The sequence below is a fragment of the Janibacter cremeus genome, from assembly GCF_013409205.1.
Taxonomy (GTDB): Bacteria; Actinomycetota; Actinomycetes; order Actinomycetales; family Dermatophilaceae; genus Janibacter; species Janibacter cremeus.
Genome location: NZ_JACCAE010000001.1, coordinates 284,434 through 305,284 on the forward strand (window position 1 = coordinate 284,434; position 20,851 = coordinate 305,284).

Consider the following 20,851-nt stretch of genomic DNA (forward strand, 5'->3'; position numbering starts at 1 on the left):
ACGCCTCCGTGGTCCTACGATAGGGAGGACAGCGGCAGCGCCGTCGCGTCAGGAGGTGTCGGAGGTGAGTGCCCCGGCCCGCCACGCGCGCGCCTACTGGGTGGTCGAGCCCGGACGCGGTGAGATCCGCTCCGCGCCACTGCCCTCCCCCGGTCCCGACGAGGTCCTCGTGCGGGCGCTCTTCTCGGGGATCAGTCGCGGCACCGAGGCCCTCGTCCTGCGCGGGGAGGTCCCGCCGGACCAGTACGAGGTGATGCGGGCGCCGTTGCAGCAGGGGGACTTCCCGGGCCCGGTGAAGTACGGCTACCTGTCCGTCGGGGTCGTCGAGGACGGGCCGGCGCACCTGCTCGACCGGACCGTCTTCTGCCTGCACCCGCACCAGACGCGCTACGTCGTCCCGGCCGACGCGGTCGTCCCCGTCCCCGACGACGTTCCCGCGCAGCGAGCGGTGCTCACGGGCGCGCTCGAGACGGCGGTCAACGGTCTGTGGGACGTCCCGCCGCTGATCGGTGACCGGATCAGCGTCGTCGGTGGCGGGATGGTGGGGTGTTGTGCCGCACGGCTGCTCGCGCGTTTCCCCGGGGTCGAGGTCACCCTCGTCGACGTGGACGACGCCCGCGGGTCGGTGGCAGAGGCGCTGGGGGTGGGCTTCGCCCGACCGGAGCAGGCGAAGGGGGGCCAGGACCTCGTCATCCACACCAGCGCGTCCTCGGCCGGCCTGCAGACGTCGCTGGACCTGCTGCGCAGTGAGGGCACCGTGCTCGACCTCAGCTGGTACGGCACCCGCGGCGTCGAGCTCGCCCTCGGCGGCAGCTACCACTCCGGGCGGCTGCGGATCCGCTCCAGCCAGGTCGGCACGGTCGCCGACGCCCGGCGCGGGCACCGCTCCCCGACCGAGCGCACGGCGGTCTCGCTCCAGCTGTTGCGGGACAACGCCTTCGACGTGCTGCTGACGGGGGCGACCCCCTTCGCGCAGCTGCCGCAGGTCATGACCGAGGTGTGCGAAGGGCGGCGCCCGGCCATCTGCCACGTCGTCACCTACGAGGGAGAGAGTGAGAGGCCCGGATGAAACACGCGAAGTTCTCCGCGACGGTGCGCGACCACATGATGATCGCGCACAGCCTGGGCGGTGAGGTCTTCGGTCCGGCGCAGCGGCTGCACGGCGCGACGTACGTCGTGGACGCGACCTTCCACAGCGCGACGCTGACACCGGACGGGATCGTCGTCGACATCGGCCGGGCGGCCGAGGAGCTGAAGGACTCGCTCGCCGGGTTGAACTACCGCAACCTGGACGAGGAGCCGGACTTCGCCGGTCGCAACACGACGACCGAGGCGCTGGCCTTCGCCGTCGCCGAGCAGCTCGCCCGGCGGGTGGCCGAGGGCCGTCTGGGGCCGGGCGAGCACCTGAGCCGGATCACGGTCACCCTGCACGAGTCGCACATCGCCTCCGCGAGCTGCGAGGTGGTGTTGTGAGCACCGTGCACGTCGTGCTGCCGGGCGACATCGACGACCCCCTCCATCCCAGCGGGGGGAACGCCTACGACCGGGAGGTGTGCACCGGCCTGGCGGCGCTCGGGTGGAGCGTGCGCGAGCACCCGGTGGCCGGGTCGTGGCCGCACCCGGAGCCGGAGTCACGGGCGGGGTTGGCGACGACCTTCGCGGGACTGCCTGACGGCGCGGTGGTGCTGCTGGATGGACTGGTCGCGCTCGCGGCGCCGACGCAGACGGCCGTGGCGAGCGAGCGGCTGCGGGTGGTCGTGCTCGCGCACATGGTGGGCCCGGACGAGGACGCCCCGGCGGAGCGGGTCGCGCTGCTGTCCGCGGCCGGGGTCGTGACGACGAGTGCGTGGACGCGGGACCAGCTGGTGGAGCGGCACGCCCTGCCGGCCGAGCGGGTGCACGTCGCCGAACCGGGCGCTCACCACGCCGAGGCCACCGTCGGCAGCGAGGCCGGCGGTCGGCTGTTGTGCGTCGGGCCGATCTCCCGGGCCAAGGGTCACGACGTGCTCCTCGAGGCCCTCGCGGACGTCGCCGACCTGCCGTGGACGTGCACGTGCGTCGGGCCGCTCGACCGGGACCCGGTCCTGGTGGGCACGCTGCGCGATCGTGTCGAGCAGCTCGGCCTGACCGACCGGGTCACCCTCACCGGGGCGCTGCCCGACCTGTCCGAGCAGTACGCCGACACCGACCTGCTGGTCCACCCCACCCGAGCCGAGGCCTACGGGATGGTCGTCACCGAGGCCCTCGCCCATGCGGTGCCGGTCCTGGCCTCCGACGTCGGCGGGGTGCCGCTGGCGCTGGGGCACGCCGAGAGCCACCGGCCGGGGATGCTCGTGCCTCCCGGGGACCCGCACGCCCTGGCCGAGGCGCTGCGGCTGTGGCTCGACGACGCGGACACCCGTGCCCGGTTGCGCAGTGCCGCCGGTGCGCGGCGGCGGGAGCTGACGCCCTGGCGGGAAACGGTCACCCGCGTGGCGCAGGTGCTGAGTGAGGTGGCGGATGGCCCGCGCAGTCCCTGACCCCCCACGCTCCCCGAGCCCCACACGCTCCCTGAGGTGCGAGCGCCCCCCGGGCGTGAGCCTCGAAGGGACCCGAGCGCACTACGCGAGGTGGCTCCGCCCCGCCGTCGGCGCAGCCATCCTCGCGGTGCTGCTGTGGCAGGTGGGCGCCGAACCCTTCGTCACCGCGCTGACCGAGGTCACGTGGCCGGCGCTGCTGGCCGCGCTGGCGATCACGGTCGTGACGACGGTGTGCGCCGCGTGGCGGTGGAGCGTGGTCGCGACCGGTCTGGGCGTGCGGATCGCACCTCCCGCCGCGGTCACCGCGTACTACCGCTCGCAGTTCCTCAACTCGGTGCTGCCGGGCGGGGTCCTCGGCGACGTCCACCGCGCGGTGCGCCACGGCCACGACGTGGACCGGATGGGACGGGGGGTCCGCTCGGTGGTCTGGGAGCGCGTCCTCGGGCAGGTGGTCCAGGTGGTGCTGACCGTGGTCGTGCTGGTCGTGCTGCCCTCGCCGGTGCGCGCGATTGCGGTGGTCGCAGTCGTCGGTCTGGTGGCCGTGGGTCTCGCGGCCGGAGTCATCCGGTCGCTGAGGCGCGAGCGCCCCCCGGTGGCTGAGGCGGGAGCGCCTCCGGTGGCTGAGGTGGGAGCGCCCCCGGGCGCGACCCTCGAAGCCACAACCGTCGTCATCCTCACCTCCGTCCTGGCCGTGCTCGGTCACGTCACGGTCCTGCTCGTGGCGATGTCCGCGGCGGGTGTCGAGGTCTCGTTGGGTCGGCGGGTGGCGTTGGCGCTGATCGTGCTGCTGGGGGCGGCGATCCCGGCGAGCCTCGCCGGGTGGGGCCCGCGCGAAGGGGTGGCCGCGTACGCCTTCGAAGCGGCCGGTCTGGGCGCGGCAACCGGGGTGAGCGTCGCCGTGCTCTACGGGGTGCTCGCGCTCGTGGCCACGCTGCCCGGCGCGCTCCTCCTGGTGACTCCTCGACCCCGGTGGCTGACACGCGACTCCAACCCAACCCCACGCTCGCTGAGGTATGAGCGCCCGCAGCGTCTCTCCCGGTGGTTAAGGCGCGAGTCCGCCCCAACCCCCCGCTCGCTGAGGTGTGAGCGCCCGCTAGGGCGCGAACCTCGAAGCGACAGAGCCCAAACATGACCCGCCCCTACACCACCCTCAGCTGCGCCGTCTCCCTCGACGGCTATCTCGACGACACGTCACCGCAGCGGCTGTTGCTCTCCAACGACGCGGACTTCGATCGGGTCGACCAGGTCCGCGCGGACAGCGACGCGATCCTCGTGGGCGCCTGCACCCTGCGCCAGGACGACCCTCGGCTGCTCGTGCGCAGCGAGGCGCGGGTGCGCGAGCGGCTCACGGCCGGACGTACGTCCTCGCCGGTGAAGGTGACGGTGAGCGAGCGGGCCGACTTCGACCCGGGCGCGAGGTTCTTCACCCGAGGCGATGTCGACAAGCTCGTCTACTGCGGGCGGGATGGGTTCTCTGACGCTCGTGCCCGGATCGGGTCGGCAGCGACGGTCGTCGACGCAGGCCGACCGGTGGCCATGGGATGGGTGTGCGCCGACCTGGCCGAGCGGGGTGTCGAGCGCCTGCTCGTCGAGGGTGGCGGGACGGTGTTGACGCAGTTCCCCGCGCAGGGGTTGGCCGACGAGCTGCACCTGGTGGTGGCGCCCTTCCTCGTCGGGGACTCGCGGGCACGGCGGTTCATCGACGACGGGCACTTCCCGTGGCGGGCCGACTCCCCCGCGCGTCTGGTCGAGACGCGCGCGATCGGTGACGTGGTGCTGCTGCGCTATGCGCTGTCCGAGCGCTGCCCGGGCTGAGGTGTGAGGGCGTCCGCGCCCGCCCCTCGAAGCGCGGGCTGAGCGACCGCGACGATCGCGAACTTGCGGATCCTGCCCGACCGCAGCCACTCGCTCCAGAGGCGGTGGGAGGTCAGCAGGTGCTCGATCCGGCTTGGGCCGATCTGGGCGGTGATGGCCGGCTCGCGCGTAGTCAACTCGGTCAGCAGCGAGTCGACGACCTCGCGGTGGGCGGCGCTGCGGTCCCGCTGCGAGGTGATGGTGAATCCGGACCGCTCGAGCACCTCGTGCAACTGGGGCAACGGGATCGGCCAGACGGTGTCGGCGGCGGGCATGGCAGCACGTTCGTGCTCGATGAGGGGCTGGCCCTCCTCGACGGTGAAGGCGAACCGGCCACCGGGTGCCAGTGCCGCGTGGACCTCGCGCAGCAGGGTCTCCTTGTCGCGGAAGGCGAGCATCGTCTCCAGCAGGAGGACTATGTCGAAGAGCCCGTGCGGGAGGGGCGGAATCTGCCCGACCTCGTAGTGGCAGGTCACGTCGCCGGCACGGGCCCGGGCCGTGGCCACAGCGGAGTCGTCGGCGTCTACGCCGAGCAGCTCGCAGCCGGACTCGCTCGCGATGAGGCGGCCGGGTCCGCCTCTGCCGCAGCAGAGGTCGAGCACGCGCGTGCCCGGAGCGATGCCCGCTGCGGCGGCGAGGTCGCAGATCTGGCTGGCGGTCATGAATCCCTGCTGGTCGACGAACTCCCCCGACCCGTAGGCAGCGCGCCGTGCCTCCTGGAGTGCGTTCTCGGTGGGGTGTCGGTGGCGCCACAGCCACCAGACGTCCCGGCCGAAGGACTCGGCGATCAGGGCGAGTGCGACTAGCAGTGCGACGACCATGACGGGTGATGGGACGACACCGGCGGTGGCGACGACGAGGACGATGCTCGTGACGGCGGTGACGACCTTGCGCCAGTACCGCGGCGGCAGCTGCGCGCGCATCCACGGAAGGACCCACCCGGCGGCGCCGAAGGCGTAGCGCGCCAGGCCGATCAGCAGCACCCACCAGCCGTAGGTGGGGGCGGCCCAGATGCTCAGGACGAGCATGAGCGCGGCGTCGGCCTCCCCGTCGAACCGCGCGCCGAAGGGGGTCTCGCTCCCGGTCCACCGCGCTACCCACCCATCGACGAGGTCGAGGAAGAGCGAGACCGCCGCGAGGGCCGTGATGGTGATCGTCCACGGTGAGCCACCGACGACCAGAGCAGCGACCGCACACGTGAGCGTGGCTCGAGTGACCGTCACCAGATCAGCAGGGTCGAGCGCATCAGCGTTGTAGTGACGCATCCCCAAGACGACGAGGACATCCAAGGCGACGGCCGCAGCAAGAGCCACGCCCCACCCGACGGGACCCCACGATGCCAGCAGCCCAATGGCCAGGAGCAAGAGTGCCTGCGGGAGCAGCACCGTCCGAAGACCCATCTGCCGAGTCTATGGAAGGCGCACCCGCCCACAACGCTGGCTGAGGTGTGAGTCCGCGCAGCGGGCGAGCCTCGAAGCGACTTGCGAGAAGATGGCCCCGTGTCCGACGAAGTCGCCCGCGCCGATGCCGACTGGCTCGCTCTCCGCGAACCAGCCGACGCAGCAGCCCGCTCGACAGAGCTCGTGGAAGCCCTCCGCCCCCACCTGCCGACGGATGGGTTGGTCATCCACGACCTCGGCTGCGGCACCGGCTCGATGGCCCGCTGGCTCGCACCACAGCTGCCGGGCAACCAGCGCTGGATCGGCTACGAGCGCGACGAGGACCTCCTCAACCGCGCAGCCGCTGCTCCCCCACCGGTGTCACTCGACGGACTCACAGTCACCACCGAGACGCGCCTACGCGACATCACCCACCTCCCCACCGAGGACCTCGACGGCGCGTCACTGATCACCGCGTCGGCGCTGCTCGACATGATGACGCGCGAGGAGCTCGAGCGCATGGTCGCGAGCATCGCCGCGGCCGGGTGCCCGGCACTGATCACGCTGAGTGTCATTGGCCAGGTGGACCTGGCACCGGCGCACCCCCTCGACGACCAGATCGCCGTCGCCTTCAACGCGCACCAGAGGCGCGACACCGGCCACGGGCCCCTGGCTGGCCCAGACGCTGTATACGTGGCCGCGCACGCCCTAAGGCTGGCTGGCTACACCCTTCACCTGACCCCGAGCCCATGGCGACTGGACTCAAGCGATACCGCCCTGCTGAAGGCGTGGCTCAAGGGCTGGGTCGACGCTGCTTGCGAGCAGGACCCTTCCCTCCGCGCCGATGCTTCCGAGTACCGAGGTCGCCGCATCCAACAGATCGGGAGCCGTGAGTTGACGGCGATGATCCACCACCGGGAACTCCTCGCCCTGCCATGATCCTTGGTCAACGGGCAATGGCTCAGGGGAGGTTCAGACCGCCAAGCCCACCTGATCGCCCACGGGTGAGAGCAGGATGATCTCGGGCGGACCCTGCACGAGGGTTTTGGTCGCCTCGCCAAATGCAGCAAATTCGTCCATCGAGCTGTGCCTGCGCAGAGACTCCTTCGAGTCGTAGCTCTCCAGGAGGACGTAGTCCCCGTCGCTCTTCACGACGCGCTGGAGGTCGTAACGCAGGCAGCCGGCATCCGCGAGGAAGGGTGCACGAGCTGCCGCGACGGCTGCCTCGAAGTCCTCGGTGAACTCGGGCTTGACGGAGATACGGGCGATGACGTTGATCATGTCCACACCATAGGTGAATCCAGCCTCAGGTCGAGCCCCGCTCCAGCGACAGCCACCCACCACCCGTGAGGTTCACGGCAACGTGAATCGGGCGGCTTCGAGGTTCGGCCGGGGACGACCTCACACCTCAGCCAACGTGGGGCGCGATCAAGCCTCCCCGGTGTGTCGATGCACGTAGTGCCTCACGTCAAGATGCCCGCGAAATGAGATCCGTGCCTCAGGTAGGAAGTGCCCGCGAAAGTGGGTGGCGTGTCAGCTGGCTCGCACGCGGATGCCTTTGTGGACGTTGGGCAGGGCTGAGGGGAAGCTGGCCAGGTAGAGCTGTTCGGTCTTGTCCTTGGCCAGCAGGACCAGTCGCTCTTGCAGGTCGCCGATCCGGCGGGCGAGCTCGGCGGGGTTGAGCGTGTCGCGGTAGGCGGTCAGCTCGGCCTGCTGGGCGGGCGAGAGGACGTCGGCGGTCAGGAGCCGGTCCAGCGGGGTCTGGGGCGGGTCGTACAGGCGGGTGCGGCGCCCGTTGTGGTCGCTGCCGTACCCGATCGGCTTCTTCGTCGGGGTCAGGTAGTTCAGCCGGTCGTTGACCAGCGGCCACAGCCGGGCCAGGACGGCGCGTTCCTCGGGGGTGTCGTAGCGGTAGTAGAAGGCGTACTTGCGCACCAGGTGGTTGTTCTTCGACTCGACGGTGGCCTGGTCGTTCTTCTTGTACGGCCGGGACCGGGTGAAGTAGATCTTGCGGTCGGCGGCCCAGTCGATGACGGGATGGTTGAGGAACTCGCCACCGTTGTCGAAGTCGAGTCCCGTTACCGCGCAAGGGATTTCATTCACGGCGGCCTGCAGCGCGGTCAGGATGTGGGTGTGCGCGTTGTTGCGGATGGTGCGGGTGAAGACCCAGCCGGTGTGCACATCGGTCAGGTTGACCGTGCGCGCGAACTCACCCTTGAGGGTGGGTCCGCAGTGCGCGACGGTGTCGCCCTCGAAGAACCCCGGCTCGTCCTCGACCTCGTCCCCGGCCCGGCGGATGGCGATGCTCGAACGAAGCAGCGGCGAGGGCTTGGTCGTGGCGACCCCACCGATGGCGTCCTTGGCCTTGGCCGGGGCGAGGTACCGGTCGATCGACGCGGCGCTCATCGACAGCAGTTCGGTGCGTACCGCGCGACTGTAGCGATCGACGCCGTCGACGAGCTCGCCGTGGCGCTCCAGCGCGTCCAGGTGCACGCGCATCGAGACCACCAGGTACTTCCCGCACTGCCCGCCAGAGGCGGCCCACACCCGTTGCAGCACCTTGCGCGCGTCGTAGGAGAACTTCGGCGCCCGCGGTTTGCGCATCGCCGCCGCGACCACCCGGCCCGGCCCCGGCGGCGCCGTGGCGGCTGCGACAAGCCGGCGGCGGGCGTTGTCCCGGGACCAGCCGGTCACCGAGACCACCTCATCGAGCATTCGGCCCCGATCCTTCTTGCTCGCCTTCGCGTACGCCTTGGCGTACTTGTTCGTCACCTCGGCACGAGAGGCCATCGACAACTCACTTCCCATGCCCCAGCAGCATCCACCGATTTCGCGGGCATTTCCTTCGTGAGGCACCGAGGGCGGTTCGCGGGCATCCTTCGTGAGTCTCGTCGATGCATTGCGCACCCGATCGGCCGCACCTAGGCTCGGCGTCGGGCCACGGGCGATCGCACCCGTCCGGGAGGGTTGATGAGGCAGGGCAGCTTGGCGCACACACGCTCTGTCGTCACCCCATCATCCAGTCGCATTCGATCGATCTGGATCACACTCGCGGCCCTGCTGGCCGCGGGGTGGTCGACGAACCACTTCGCCGCCCTCCTGCCCGTGCTCGCGGAGGTCGCGCACATCTCCAAGCCGGGTCTGGATGCGGCATTCGGCCTCTACGCCCTCGGTCTGCTGCCGGGTCTGCTGCTCGGCGGGGGCCTGTCGGATCGTCGGGGTCGACGGCCGGTCGTGCTGACCGGGCTGGTCCTGTGCGCCGCGGGCAACGTGGTGATGCTGCTCTGGCCGACGCTGGCCGGGGTGCTGATCGGCAGGCTCGTCGTCGGCGCGGGTGTCGGTTTGGTGGCGAGTGCGGGGACTGCGTGGGCAGCCGACCAAGACTGGACGAAGGGAGCCGCCCGAGCTGGTGTCGTGCTCACCACCGGGTTCGCGGCCGGCCCGCTGGCCTCCGGGCTGATCGGTCAGTTCACCCCCGGCCGGATCGGTCTGGTGGTGGCCTTCACCGTCCCCGTACTCCTGACCGGACTCTCGGCGCTGCTCTGCCTGTTCCCGGACCATGCGAGTGTCGTGGTTCCCGTCACGAAACCTCATCAGGCTCGCGTCGGCAGCTCACCCCCATTCGTCGAGGACCGGCGCATCGGCCCCGCCCTCGCCGCCGCTGTGCCCATGGGGCTGTGGGTCTTCTCCTGCGTCACCGTCGCCATGATCGTGCTGACCGAGCGGATCGGTGGCCAGTACGGGGGGCCGATGCTGCCGGCGGTGGCGGCCGTCCTGGCTCTGGGCACCGGGATCCTCGTGCAGCTCGGGACACGTCGACTCGCCGGCTGGCGACCGCTCGGGGTCGTCGGCGCAGGGCTGGCGGCCATCGCCTTCGTCATCTCCGGCGTGGCCGGTGGTCAGATGAGCATCGCGACGTTCGTCTTGTGCTCGCTCATCTTCGGGGCCGCGTACGGCCTGTGCCTCGGGCAGGGCCTGCGCGACGTCGACCGGCTCGCACCCCGCTCCACCCGAGGGCTGGTCATCGGCATCTTCTACGTTGTCACCTACACGGGCTTCGCCCTGCCCTTCGTCCTCAACACCTACGAGGACACCATCGGCGCCTCGGCGCCGATGGTGGTGCTCGCGGGGCTCGCCGCGGCCAGCGCACTGGCCCGCCTCGTGCAGGCGCGGCGAGGTGACAGCCGTCATTTCGAGTAGTGCTTGGCGTGCGCTCACACCGGATCATCAGGGAACTGCATGGGCAGCAGGTCCAGCGCCTCGGTGGTCAACCGCGCGGTGTGCTCCAGCAGCTCACCGACGGAGGAAGACCGCAGGAGGGCCAGCTGGTCGAGGGCGCCCAGAGGGGAGATCCAGGCCAGCTGCCAGCTCCTGGTGACCGGGTCGTCGGAGAGCTTGACATCGGACGGCCAGAGGTCGGCGCGGTACTCACTCGTCACCACCAGGGCCCGTCGCACGGTGCGCTCGGTCTCCGCCAGGTGCGAGAGCTGCTCGCTGCTCCACTCCAGAGCCGGCAGGGTGCGCACCTCGGCGCATGGGTAGGGATCCTCGGGCAGCCACCTGACGACGTCGAATCGGTCCCCGCCGCGCGCCAGCAGCCGGACGCGACCGTCCGCCGTCGGCTGCAGCTGCTCGACGGTTGCCACGGTGCCGATCGGGAACCGCTGGTCTCCCCCGCCGACCTCAAAGCCCCGCTCGATCAGCACCACACCGAAGCGGCCATTACCACCGGCGACGTCACGCAGCATCGTCAGGTAGCGCGGTTCGAAGATCTGCAGGGGCAGCAGGTTGCCGGGGAACAGGACTGACCCCAACGGAAACATCGGCAGGGCGTCCATCCGACCAATCTCGCACAGTCTCGGGTCAGACGCGCTCGCCGCGATCGCGCAGTGACGCACTCGGCCCGGCAACTGGGACCGAATGGGGCTCTTCACAATTGCCGTGCCGAACACTTGACTTCACTTGAGGCTCTCTGCGTTATGCGTCGGCTCAGGGTGACTTGGTCGGATCACTCACCTGCGACAGCCGCCGTTCACGCCTAAACTGCAACCGGTCGGCCATCGTTATCCACGACACCCGGACTCGCACGTTCGTGACCACCAACGTGTCGTTGTCTACGAAGGACATGACCGTTTTCCGATCAAGCACGTTTCGCAGAAACACGGGCATGCCGACGCTCATATTCGTGGATCTTGGCGCAGTCCAAATCGTTGGGCCTTTATACCCGCCACCGCCTATTCGGAACTTGACCCTATTTCGCGCATGCCACGTCTGTAGAACCCAGAAGCCAAGATAGCTCGCCTGAGTGACCTTCCAAGGCTGGTGAGATGCCACTGACCGCAGCTCATCCCTCACGTGCTCGACATCCATGCAAGCATGCTTGGGCCAAGGCGGCCCCAAGGAATCGAAATACACCTTCCCGCCATAGGAGTTGGAATAGAAGAAGAACTTGACTCCGCAGATGGGGCAGGTTGCATTCGGCGTTGAGTAAAACCTACCCGCCGCGCCTGACGGCAGGGTCCGCTCCCACCAGTTGCCTGTAGTGGACGACCCAACATCCCGCGAGAAGGTCGCCGCACGCGATGAGTCGCGAGTAACCGAGTGGTCAGTCACCCAATGAGTGTTGCCGCTCTTACTGGTCCTCCAGTGGCCGCGCCGGTGGAATCTAGCCATTGGCTCGCAGGGACTGAGTCGCCCTAGCAAAGGTTCTCAGGATCCGACGGTGAGTCTGTCGAGGCAGCTCGCGCGTACCAGGCTCCCCCAGCGGTGTCCCCGGCACAGCCGGCGAGTTATCCAGCAGCTCATCCAGACCGGAGCGACTCAGCAAGAGAAGCCCGTGCGTCGCGCGCGTACACGTCACGGCCAACCGTCCGAAGGCAGAGTTGAAGGCATCGAGCTCCGACGCACCCGACAGCGGATGCACCGCCACAGTGAGCGTGTTGGTCTGCCCCTGCCACGAGTCCACCGTCGAGGCCACGATCCAGCCGTCTGGCACGTCATGCCGGCCAACGAGGCGGTCGACCATCTCCTGAGCGTCGTCAACCGCCGCGTTACGTGTGGCGAGCACCGCGATCACCGGGTTGTCCCCTTCTCGTTCCCGAGCGGTGACCGAGGTTCGTTCCTCGGGTGCCCCGTGGCCGTCGTAGTCCGTTGACCAGATCGTCAGGTCCGACTGGATGAGTGCATCCAGATGCGCTTCCAGCACTGACAGCAGAGGTTGATCGATGTCCGGCGCCTCGGCTTCCGGTAGGCCGTCGACCTCCAGGAGTGTGGGCTGTCCCGTACCGACCTGAGCCCAGAGTTGTGCGGACTCCCCCGAGATGCCTTCTGCAGCCAGCTCCCGGTCGCCCGGCCCCACGACGCACGTCAGCGACGTCCAGTCGGTGTAGAAGGCCCTCCAGAGCGGAAGTTGCGCCGCTGTCGGCCGCCATACGGCCGGAAGTTCCCTGGACCACGTCTGCGAGTCCCCGTCGAACCCTTCCGGCCAAGCCCGGTAGGGGTTGTGCCCGGGATCGCCCCGCCACGGGTTCTGCGACGGGTCCAACGGCGGCAGCTGGCCGACGTCACCCACACCAACGGTCAATGGCGCCATGCGAGACACTTTGGCGTATCGGTGATTCGGCAGCTGCCACGCCTCGTCAACGAAGAGCACGTCGAAGAGCGTTTCCTCGTTGGAGGCGTTGCCCAATCGGTCACGGATGTACCGCGCCGAGCCCTCGAACTTGTGCGTGGTCCCGATGATCACCTCGGCGCTCTCCGGGATCTCCTTGTACCCGATGACGACCGACGCCTTCTCGTGGACCCACTCCGGTACCCGCTCGTACCACTCCTTCGACACGGCCAGGCACACCCGGTCCCGCCCGAGTTGCTCCCCCAGCTGGCCGGCGAGCGGGATGACCTGCTTGTTGGCGAATGCGGTGACGCCGACCCGGCTGCAGCTGTCATGGGTCAACGCTTCGCCCACCATGCGTTTGAGGGCAAAGGTCTTCCCCGCTCCTGCGGCAGCCTTGAGGAGAATCCGCTCGTAGGGCTCGATGCCGTCGAGCACTTCCTGAAGTGCTCCGATCGCTTGCGTCACGACGTCCAAATTCTGGATCGCGGCGGCTGCATGGTGGACGGCGGTCGTGTCGGCCGGGGACGAAGGGGGCGTGAAGGTCAACGTGGTCATCAGTCGAGGTCATCCGGTGTCTGGTCGAGCGGAACGCTCATGTCGGTCGTTGGCTCAGTCTGCGAGTCAGTCGGGGTCCCATCTGCCGGTGTGTCGAACTGATCCATGTCGACCACAGGGGGCCAGACTTCCGGATTCATCTCGCCGGCGGCTCGCCTTTCGGCGATCCAGTCCGAGGTGTTCGCTTCCCGGAACTCGTGAGGCTGACAGCAGTACTGGTGTTCGTCCGGGTCCTCCATGAAGGAGTCCGAGGTGCAGCTGGGCTTCGGTCCGCTCAGGTCATCGGCGGGTGGACGGCCCACGGCTATTTCATGGCCGGACTTGAATGGACCACCGAGCCACCTCGGGTTGATGTCCGAGATGACGACCTCATCGCCCACGTCCACGTCGGGCTCGATCTTGGGACTCCACTCGAAGCTCCCATCGATATCGGTGCGCTCATCCGCCTCGAGTCGGCCGACGGGCCACTGCCCGAACTTGAATGAGCCCGCCTGAATCTTCAGCGTGATGCCATCGTGGTCAACCATTGGCCCCCGGGCGTCAAGGATGAGCGCAACGGTGTCGTCAGCCCCCAACCGGCGCGATCGGGGCTTCAGCCTCACCGGCTCCACATCGACGACGTCCGCCAGCGCGATATTGCGAGCGCCCGCGTCCCGCGCAGCCTCTCGCGCTGCGTGTGGATTACCCAGGATGCGCAACTGCTGGGCGCATGTCGCATCCGTGTCCATCATGGGCACGAGCGAGTTGCGCCAGAACCAGTTGACCCTGCCGAATCGCACGAGGTCCGACGCGCGGAACTCCATGCGACGGCGCCACACCTGCTGGGCACGCGCCTCGATGGCCCGGTAGACGGCTCGCAACCGCGAGACAGGCAGGGTGTCCAACGCAGCAACGGCCCGGCTGACGACGTCGGCCTTGTATTCCAGCTCGGCACGGACCAGATCGTCATAGTCACCAGCAGGCCGACCGACTCGGTTTCGCTTGGTCCCGGGCGCTGCGCTGTGGATGGCGTCCGACCCGGCGTTGGACAGTCGCGCGCCGGGAGTGTGCAGCTCCTCAGCGATGCTGTCCGAGACCACGCGGTGGTCGAGATTCCCGTCCGCCTCGGCCCAACGCACGAGGTAGTCCAGACGTCCCGCGTCGCTCAGGACTCCCCCGGGCACGAAATGACGCCGCACAATCGCGCGAAGATCCACGAAGGACTCCCGCAGCGCCAGAGCACGACCGCGGTCCTGATCCAGCAGGAAGCTCACCGCGAGTCGCTGTTGCTCGGTGAGCGAGTCCGGGACGGAGGCAGGCTCCCCGTCGAAGGTCAGCGGAGGGCGATCGACCTCGAGGTCGCGTGCCCACCGCAGCCTGCTGATCTCCGTGCCGGCGAGCGAATCGGCAATCGAGACGAGGAGGTCTCCGGTGGCTGTATCCGGCAGGATCATCTGGATCGGCTCGGGCAGTTCTGAGTTCGCCTGGAGTTGGTCTGCCAATGCCTCTGAGAGCACAGCCCCCAGCGCTCCCATGATCGCCAACCTGGTGTCCAGCGACTGCGGGTCCGCGAAGACAACGGGCACCCACGCCTGCGCTGCACCAGAACTGTCGATCCGCTGCAGGGACACGCCATAGCAACCCAGAGCCGCAGCGTCGGACTTGGCCAGCACAAGGTTGATCGTCGCCGGCTGGCCCACGGGATCGGTTCTGCGCTGCCCGGTCATCACGGGATGCCCGTCGCGGGTGGCGATCACGGCACTGACCAGACTGTCCGGGACGTCGGCGACATCACTCTTCCCCGCAGCCACCGGGGCAAGAGCCGGCCGCTGCTCGGGGGCGACCCCGATCTCGGTGAGGAGACTCGCGGGGTCCACCGTGGATCGGACCTGGTCGCGACAGTAGTTGAAGAGACTGCACGTCGGACAGGTCATCGGGTTGAAGGTCCGCTCGAGGTGGTCGACGTAGGCCTTGAGCTCCGTATCGGAGATGTCTTCACCGAGTTCTTCACGCAGCTGGTGGCGCTCCTCGGCCCGGACCCGTACCTCCGTGCGGTGGTCGTCGAGCCGCTCGACGACCGCCGACGGCTGCAGGAAGGCGTTGCGAGGTACGGCCAAAGTTCCCCATGGGTGAAGCGTCATACCGTTGGGCAACTTGGACCACTCGTGGACCGACTCCGCGCCGAGCGCCACCTGCAGGAACCCCTTGAGCATCCGTTGGTCGTCGATGAAGGCGCGCACACGCTCATAGTCCTTGGCGTCGCCCATGACCAACCAGCTTCCGACCGGCGTGGTCGCCTCGGCATCGACGTCCGCCTCGGTCTGTCCATCGGTGATGGCGAACCTCGGTGACACCACCGCGAAGTCGGGCTTGACCGGTGTCGCGCCTGACACGTCCTCGAGACCGACGAAGGGGATGGCCAGGGACGTGATCATCGTGGCGACGCCCTCGTGCACCGCCTTGAGGTGTGCCTGCGCCAGGACTGTCGCCGTGGTGTCCACCCGCACGTGTGCATCTGCCCGACGCACGGCGACGGGACGCGCGAGGTCGAGCGCACCCACCGTCGTCGTCAGCAGCCGCGAGACGAAGGCCTCGTGCCTGATGAGCCGCTCGAAGGTCATGGCGCGCATCCAACGGGCTTCCGGGATACCTGCGGTGGTGTCCGGGCTTCCCAGCTTCGTGGCGATCTCTCGTCGCCCTCGACCCAGCACCATCCGGTCCGTGCGCCGAAACCTCTCGCAGCCCGCGTGCTGCGACGCTGCCACGGCGCTGCTGCCGCCACCCGTTGCAAGATTTCCCACCCTCCGCACCCTAGAGCCGATCACCGTCAGCGCAGCGGTTCCGCTGCAACGCAATCAATTCGTGAGGACGACGCCCTTCCCATGGCCCTGGCCTTGCGGCGCATAATGGCGCCACCCGCATTGCTGACGAAGGATTGAACGTGTCTGAATCGACCTACGAGTTGCTCCTGGAGAAGCTCGACAAGATCTGGAACGGATACGGCGAGGACAAGGTCGGCAAGGGATCGGCCTTCGAGCGGCTCATGGCCAGCTACCTGCGCACCGCCCCGGAGTACGCCGACCGATTCGACGAGGTCTACCTCTGGCAGGAGTGGCCGGAGCGGGGCAACCAGCACGATCACGGCATCGACATCGTCGCCCGGGACGTGCACAACGGCGGCTGGTGTGCGATCCAGTGCAAGTTCTACGACCCGCAGCACCATGTGTCCAAGAAGGACATCGATTCCTTCCTCGCCGCGTCAGCGAAGAGCCAGTACACCAGCCGGATGATGTTCTCCACCGCCAAGGACTGGGGCCCCACCGCGGAGAAGCAGCTGGACGGCCTGACAGTGCCGGTGACCCGCATCGGGGTCAGCGACCTCCTGGAGTCGAAGGTCGACTGGTCGCAGATCGACTGGCAGGACCCTCAGCAGTACCTGCCGACCACCGGGAAGCACGAGCTGCGTCCTCACCAGAAGAAGGCCAAGCAGGCCGTGATGGACGGGCTCCTCGAGCACGACCGTGGTCAACTCATCATGGCCTGCGGCACCGGCAAGACCTTCACGAGCCTGAAGATCGCCGAGCAGTTCGCCACGGACCACAAGAACAAGACCACGACGGTGCTCTTCCTCGTGCCCTCGATCCAGTTGCTGAACCAGACGCTGCGCGAGTGGAAGCAGGAGACCGAGATCCCCTTCCGGGCCTTTGCCGTGTGCTCCGACACCCGGGTCGGCAAGCGCTCGGACTCCGAGGACATCAGCGTCACCGACCTGATCCACCCCGCAACGACGGACACCCAGGCTCTCGCCGAGCAGATCCGCGAGCAGCACGAGGACGAGAACTTCACCGTCGTCTTCTCCACCTACCAGTCCATCGATGTCGTGGCAGAGGCGCAGAAGGACGGCTTGCCCGAGTTTGACCTCATCGTCGCCGACGAGGCACACCGGACCACCGGCGTCACACTCGCCGATGATGAGGATGGGTCCGCCTTCGTCCGTGTGCACGACAACTCCCGCATCAAGGGGGCCAAGCGCCTCTACATGACCGCCACTCCCCGACTCTTCAACCCGGAGACGAAGGAGAAGGCCGACAACGCCGATGCCGTCCTCGCTTCAATGGATGACGAGTCGGTCTACGGCCCGGTGTTCCACCGGCTGGGCTTCGGTCAGGCTGTGGAGCAGGACCTGCTGACCGACTACAAGGTCCTGGTCCTCAAGGTCGATCGCGGCACCATCGCCGAGTCCTTCCACCAGGAGCTGGCAGCCTCGAGCGACATCAAGCTCGATGACGCGACCAAGCTCGTCGGTTGTTGGAACGGTCTGGCCAAGCGCTTCGACACCAAGGACCCCGACAGCCAGCCACTCACTCGTGCCGCGATGAAGACCGCCGTCGCCTTCGCCGGCAACATCAAGTCGTCAAAGGCAGTCGAGCAGGCCTTCCCCCAGATCGTCGATCGCCTGATCTCCACCTATGAGGACGACACCGACGCGCAGCACCCCAACAACCTCCAAGTCGACATCCGGCACGTCGACGGCACGATGAATGCGTTGGAGCGAGGCGGTGACCTCCAGTGGCTCAAGGCGGGGAGTAACTCCGGGGACAACACCTGCCGGTTGCTGACCAACGTCAAGTGCTTGAGCGAAGGGGTGGACGTCCCCTCCCTCGATGCCGTGATCTTCCTGAGTCCGCGGGCGTCGCAGGTCGACATCGTCCAGTCGGTGGGGCGCGTGATGCGCAAGGACCCGACAGGGCGGAAGAAGACCGGCTACATCATCCTGCCGGTGGTCGTTGACGGGGACACGCCGCCGGAGGCAGCCTTGGCGGACAACAAGGCCTTCCAGACGGTGTGGGAGGTCCTGCAGGCTCTGCGAGCCCACGATGACCGCTTCAACGCGATGGTAAACCAGCTGGACCTGAACAAGGCCAAGGACACGCACGTCATCTTCGACGACGCGACCCCGGGCAAGGCGGATTCCGACAAGGAGGACACCCAGCTCACCCTCCCGTTCGGCATCGAGGCGTGGCGTGATGCGATCTACGCCCGGATCGTCAAGAAGGTCGGCGAACGCCGGTACTGGGAGACCTGGGCCAAGGACATCGCCGAGATCGCACAGACCCACATCGTCCGGATCAATGGTCTGCTCGCCGATCAGGACTCACCTGCCGCGCAGGAGTTCGAGGCCTTCCTGGAGGGTCTGCGGGGCAACCTCAATGACGGCATCACCCGGGACGATGCCGTCGAGATGCTTGCGCAGCACCTCATCACGCGCCCGGTCTTCGAGGCGCTCTTCGCCGGCTATGACTTCGCTCAGTCCAACCCCGTCGCCCAGACGATGGAGCGCATGCTCACCGTCCTCGACGAGCACGCACTGGACGACGAGAACGAGTCGCTGACCCAGTTCTACGACTCCGTACGCGCCCGCGTCGACGGTGTCGACAACGCCGAAGGGCGCCAGCGGATCATCGTCGAGCTCTACGACAAGTTCTTCGCCACCGCCTTTAAGAAGACCGTCGACAAACTCGGCATCGTCTACACGCCAGTGGAGATCGTCGACTTCATCCTGCGTTCGGCTGATGACCTCCTGCGCCAGCACTTCGGGCAGGGGCTCACGGATGAGGCGGTGCACGTCCTCGACGGATTCACCGGCACCGGCACCTTCATGACCCGCCTCCTCCAGTCGCACCTCATCGAGCCACACGACCTGGCCCGCAAGTACGCCAACGAGCTGCACGCCAACGAGATCCTGCTGCTGGCCTACTACATCGCCGCGGTCAACATCGAAACCACTTACCAGGACCTCCGCCACGGATCCCTCGACGCAGGCAAGGCGCAGTACGAACCCTTCGAGGGTCTGGTCCTGACCGACACGTTCCAGTCCTACGAGCATGGCGACGAGGACGACCTCGGTGTCTTCCCTGAGAACAATGAGCGCATCAACCGCCAGCGCAAACTCCCCATCACCGTCATCGTCGGCAACCCGCCCTACTCGTCCGGCCAGGACAGCGCCAATGACGACAATGCCAACGAGAAGTACCCAACGCTCGACGCAGCGATCCGCGAGACATACGCGGCGGCTTCAACCGCACGGTCAACTTGGAAGTTGTACGACTCCTACATCCGCGCGATCAAGTGGGCGACACTTCGGATCCAGAATCGAGGAATCATCGCGTATGTGACGAATGGTGGGTTCCTGGACGCCAACAGTGCGGACGGGCTTCGCAAGTCCCTGGCAGAGGAGTTCAGTGAAGTTCACGTCCTTAACCTCCGCGGCAACCAGCGCACCGCCGGCGAGCAGTCCCGCAAGGAAGGGGGGAAGGTGTTCGGCGCAGGCAGCCGAGCCACCGTCGCGATCACGGTCCTCGTCAAAGACCCCAGCCACACCGGACCAGCGACCATCCACTACACGGACATTGGCGATTACCTTTCCCGAGAAGACAAGTTAAGGATGGTCGGAGACGCGCGGAGCATCGTCGAACAGACGAGCGTCACGATCGAGGCAAACGAGCATGGCGACTGGCTGAGTCAACGGCGGGATGACTTCGGGAGTTTCATGCCGGCGGTCGGCGACGAGCCGGCGCGAATTGGCGCATTTCAGAGCCGAGGCCTGACCACCGGACGAGATTGGTGGGTCTACGGATCTTCTCGTGGGGGCGTGCAATCCACGGTCCAGACGACCTTAGCGACGTTTAACGAGGTGGTCGATGGTGCGCCCCGAACCAACGACAAGGGTCGCATCGCTTGGAGTGGGGGCCTTCAGACGGTTGCTGGCCGCGGCAGGCACCTATCCTTCGATCCGAACTTGATCCGCGAGGCGACCTACCGGCCCTTCTTCCGCCAGTTCGTCTACTTCAGCCCCGAGCTGATCGAGCGGCCAGCACGGTTGTCTGCGCTCCTTCCTACTCCCGACGCGTCCAACAGCGTGATCTCGATGTCGGCACCCGGCGCAGGTGCTCCGTTCACAAGTTTGCTGGTGAGCGGCCTCCCAGACATCGTGATCCCTGGCGCAGGAAACCCCAGCCACTTCCTGCCCCGATGGCGGTACGAACCTGTCGACGAGGCTGGATCACTCTTCGGGTCAGGCGTTGATGACCTCGTCGACGGCTATCGCCGGATCGACAACATTACGGACGAGGCGCTGGGACGGTTCCGAGCGGCATATGGGCAGTCGTTCACGAAGGACGACATCTTCTTCTATGTGTACGGGCTCCTCCACTCCCCGGACTACCGCGAGACGTACGCAGCGGACCTGAAGAAGTCGTTGCCTCGCATCCCCCTCGTGGTGGACGCTGCCCCCTTCGTCGAGGCCGGACGCAGGCTCTCCGAGTTGCACCTCGGATACGAAGCCGTCGCGCCGTACCCACTCGACGGTCTGGAGACCGATCCGGGCAACGCCGACCCATACGAGTACTTCCGGGTCGAGAAGATGAAGTTTGCCAAGGTCCGCGACCCCGAGAGCAAGAAACTCGTCGCCGACAAGACGACGGTCGTCTACAACGACCGGATCACCCTCAGTGGCATCCCCGAAGAGGCGTACCGGTACATGCTCGGCTCCCGTTCCGCGATCGAGTGGATCATCGACCGCTACCGCGTCAAGACGGACAAGCCATCGGGCATCGTCAACGACCCCAATGACTGGTCCAAGGAAGTTGAGGACCCCCGCTACATCGTCGACCTCCTGGCCCGGATCGTCACGGTCAGCCTCGAGACGATGGCCATCGTCGATTCCCTCCCCGCCCTCGACATACTCCAGGAGCAGTAGGCGTGGAGAAGCACTGCGACCTGTGTGACCTGCCATTCGCCCAATGCGCCCATGGGCTGGCGAAACGTCAACGCAGAGCTGCCCGAAAGGCCGCGAAGGCGCACGCAACGAAGGCCAGCAGGAAGTCCAGTAGAGCCTCGAAACCTCCGAAAGAGCGCCAGTTCTCGTCGGCTGAACAGGCAAAGCTGCCCGC

14 protein-coding genes are annotated in these 20,851 nt (G+C 67.5%); 8 read left to right on the forward strand and 6 right to left on the reverse strand.

From position 1 onward, the window contains the following. The first annotated feature begins 64 nt into the window (after window positions 1-64). The 5 genes from BJY20_RS01360 to BJY20_RS01380 are packed head-to-tail and all read left to right on the forward strand — an operon-like array spanning window position 65 to window position 4,334. Window positions 65-1,069, forward strand: coding sequence for an NAD(P)-binding protein (locus tag BJY20_RS01360; RefSeq protein WP_185989877.1), 1,005 nt, complete (start codon window positions 65-67; stop codon window positions 1,067-1,069). Next, complete coding sequence (locus BJY20_RS01365; RefSeq protein ID WP_185989878.1) at window positions 1,066-1,473, forward strand: 6-pyruvoyl trahydropterin synthase family protein; 408 nt, start codon at window positions 1,066-1,068, stop codon at window positions 1,471-1,473. Before BJY20_RS01360 ends, BJY20_RS01365 begins: the two co-directional genes overlap by 4 nt. Beyond that, window positions 1,470-2,519, forward strand: coding sequence for a glycosyltransferase (locus tag BJY20_RS01370; RefSeq protein ID WP_185989879.1), 1,050 nt, complete (start codon window positions 1,470-1,472; stop codon window positions 2,517-2,519). Before BJY20_RS01365 ends, BJY20_RS01370 begins: the two co-directional genes overlap by 4 nt. Before the next feature lie 55 nt (window positions 2,520-2,574). Then, window positions 2,575-3,651 carry a lysylphosphatidylglycerol synthase transmembrane domain-containing protein gene (locus BJY20_RS01375; RefSeq protein WP_343062733.1) on the forward strand — a complete coding sequence of 359 codons (1,077 nt, stop codon included), beginning with the start codon at window positions 2,575-2,577 and terminating at the stop codon, window positions 3,649-3,651. Then, window positions 3,648-4,334, forward strand: coding sequence for a RibD family protein (locus tag BJY20_RS01380; RefSeq protein ID WP_185989881.1), 687 nt, complete (start codon window positions 3,648-3,650; stop codon window positions 4,332-4,334). The genes BJY20_RS01375 and BJY20_RS01380 overlap by 4 nt, the downstream gene beginning before the upstream one ends. On the opposite strand, the gene BJY20_RS01385 is transcribed toward BJY20_RS01380, so the two are convergent. After that, window positions 4,304-5,773: a CDP-alcohol phosphatidyltransferase family protein gene (locus tag BJY20_RS01385; protein ID WP_185989882.1), complete on the reverse strand. Its 1,470-nt coding sequence runs from the start codon at window positions 5,771-5,773 to the stop codon at window positions 4,304-4,306. The two genes, BJY20_RS01380 and BJY20_RS01385, sit on opposite strands and share 31 nt — an antisense overlap. Before the next feature lie 99 nt (window positions 5,774-5,872). On the opposite strand from BJY20_RS01385, the gene BJY20_RS01390 reads away from it, so the two are divergent. After that, a complete protein-coding gene (locus BJY20_RS01390; protein WP_185989883.1) occupies window positions 5,873-6,691 on the forward strand; it encodes a methyltransferase domain-containing protein in 819 nt (272 codons plus the stop codon). Window positions 6,692-6,724: 33 nt separating this feature from the next. Here BJY20_RS01390 and BJY20_RS01395 read toward each other — a convergent pair whose 3' ends face one another. Together BJY20_RS01395 and BJY20_RS15780 are read right to left on the reverse strand one after the other, a co-directional pair. Beyond that, on the reverse strand, window positions 6,725-7,033 hold the full coding sequence (locus BJY20_RS01395) for a putative quinol monooxygenase (protein ID WP_185989884.1): 309 nt from the start codon (window positions 7,031-7,033) through the stop codon (window positions 6,725-6,727). Between the two features lie 252 nt (window positions 7,034-7,285). Continuing rightward, entirely contained in the window at window positions 7,286-8,542 is a 1,257-nt protein-coding gene (locus BJY20_RS15780; protein WP_185989885.1) for a DDE-type integrase/transposase/recombinase, read from the reverse strand. A 180-nt stretch (window positions 8,543-8,722) separates the two neighbouring features. On the opposite strand from BJY20_RS15780, the gene BJY20_RS01405 reads away from it, so the two are divergent. Continuing rightward, on the forward strand, window positions 8,723-9,952 hold the full coding sequence (locus BJY20_RS01405; protein WP_185989886.1) for an MFS transporter: 1,230 nt from the start codon (window positions 8,723-8,725) through the stop codon (window positions 9,950-9,952). A gap of 14 nt (window positions 9,953-9,966) precedes the next feature. On the opposite strand, the gene BJY20_RS01410 is transcribed toward BJY20_RS01405, so the two are convergent. The 3 genes from BJY20_RS01410 to BJY20_RS01420 form a co-directional block, all read right to left on the reverse strand. Next, window positions 9,967-10,590: an LON peptidase substrate-binding domain-containing protein gene (locus tag BJY20_RS01410; protein WP_246297081.1), complete on the reverse strand. Its 624-nt coding sequence runs from the start codon at window positions 10,588-10,590 to the stop codon at window positions 9,967-9,969. Window positions 10,591-11,417: 827 nt separating this feature from the next. Beyond that, complete coding sequence (locus tag BJY20_RS01415; protein ID WP_185989887.1) at window positions 11,418-12,920, reverse strand: hypothetical protein; 1,503 nt, start codon at window positions 12,918-12,920, stop codon at window positions 11,418-11,420. Continuing rightward, window positions 12,920-15,700 carry a hypothetical protein gene (locus tag BJY20_RS01420; protein WP_185989888.1) on the reverse strand — a complete coding sequence of 927 codons (2,781 nt, stop codon included), beginning with the start codon at window positions 15,698-15,700 and terminating at the stop codon, window positions 12,920-12,922. Before BJY20_RS01420 ends, BJY20_RS01415 begins: the two co-directional genes overlap by 1 nt. 140 nt (window positions 15,701-15,840) lie before the next feature. Between BJY20_RS01420 and BJY20_RS01425 the strand changes: the two genes are divergently transcribed. Further along, window positions 15,841-20,658, forward strand: a complete 4,818-nt coding sequence (locus BJY20_RS01425; protein ID WP_185989889.1) for a type ISP restriction/modification enzyme — start codon at window positions 15,841-15,843, stop codon at window positions 20,656-20,658. Window positions 20,659-20,851: the final 193 nt, after the last annotated feature.

Bases quoted from the DNA above. Each gene is read 5' to 3' on its own strand.
- BJY20_RS01365 (WP_185989878.1), top strand. From the start codon at position 1,066: ATGAAACACGCGAAGTTCTCCGCGACGGTGCGCGACCACATGATGATC.
- BJY20_RS01380 (WP_185989881.1), top strand. From the start codon at position 3,648: ATGACCCGCCCCTACACCACCCTCAGCTGCGCCGTCTCCCTCGACGGC.
- BJY20_RS01385 (WP_185989882.1), bottom strand. From the start codon at position 5,773: ATGGGTCTTCGGACGGTGCTGCTCCCGCAGGCACTCTTGCTCCTGGCC.
- BJY20_RS01395 (WP_185989884.1), bottom strand. From the start codon at position 7,033: ATGATCAACGTCATCGCCCGTATCTCCGTCAAGCCCGAGTTCACCGAG.
- BJY20_RS15780 (WP_185989885.1), bottom strand. From the start codon at position 8,542: ATGGCCTCTCGTGCCGAGGTGACGAACAAGTACGCCAAGGCGTACGCG.
- BJY20_RS01405 (WP_185989886.1), top strand. From the start codon at position 8,723: ATGAGGCAGGGCAGCTTGGCGCACACACGCTCTGTCGTCACCCCATCA.
- BJY20_RS01410 (WP_246297081.1), bottom strand. From the start codon at position 10,590: ATGGACGCCCTGCCGATGTTTCCGTTGGGGTCAGTCCTGTTCCCCGGC.
- BJY20_RS01415 (WP_185989887.1), bottom strand. From the start codon at position 12,920: ATGACCACGTTGACCTTCACGCCCCCTTCGTCCCCGGCCGACACGACC.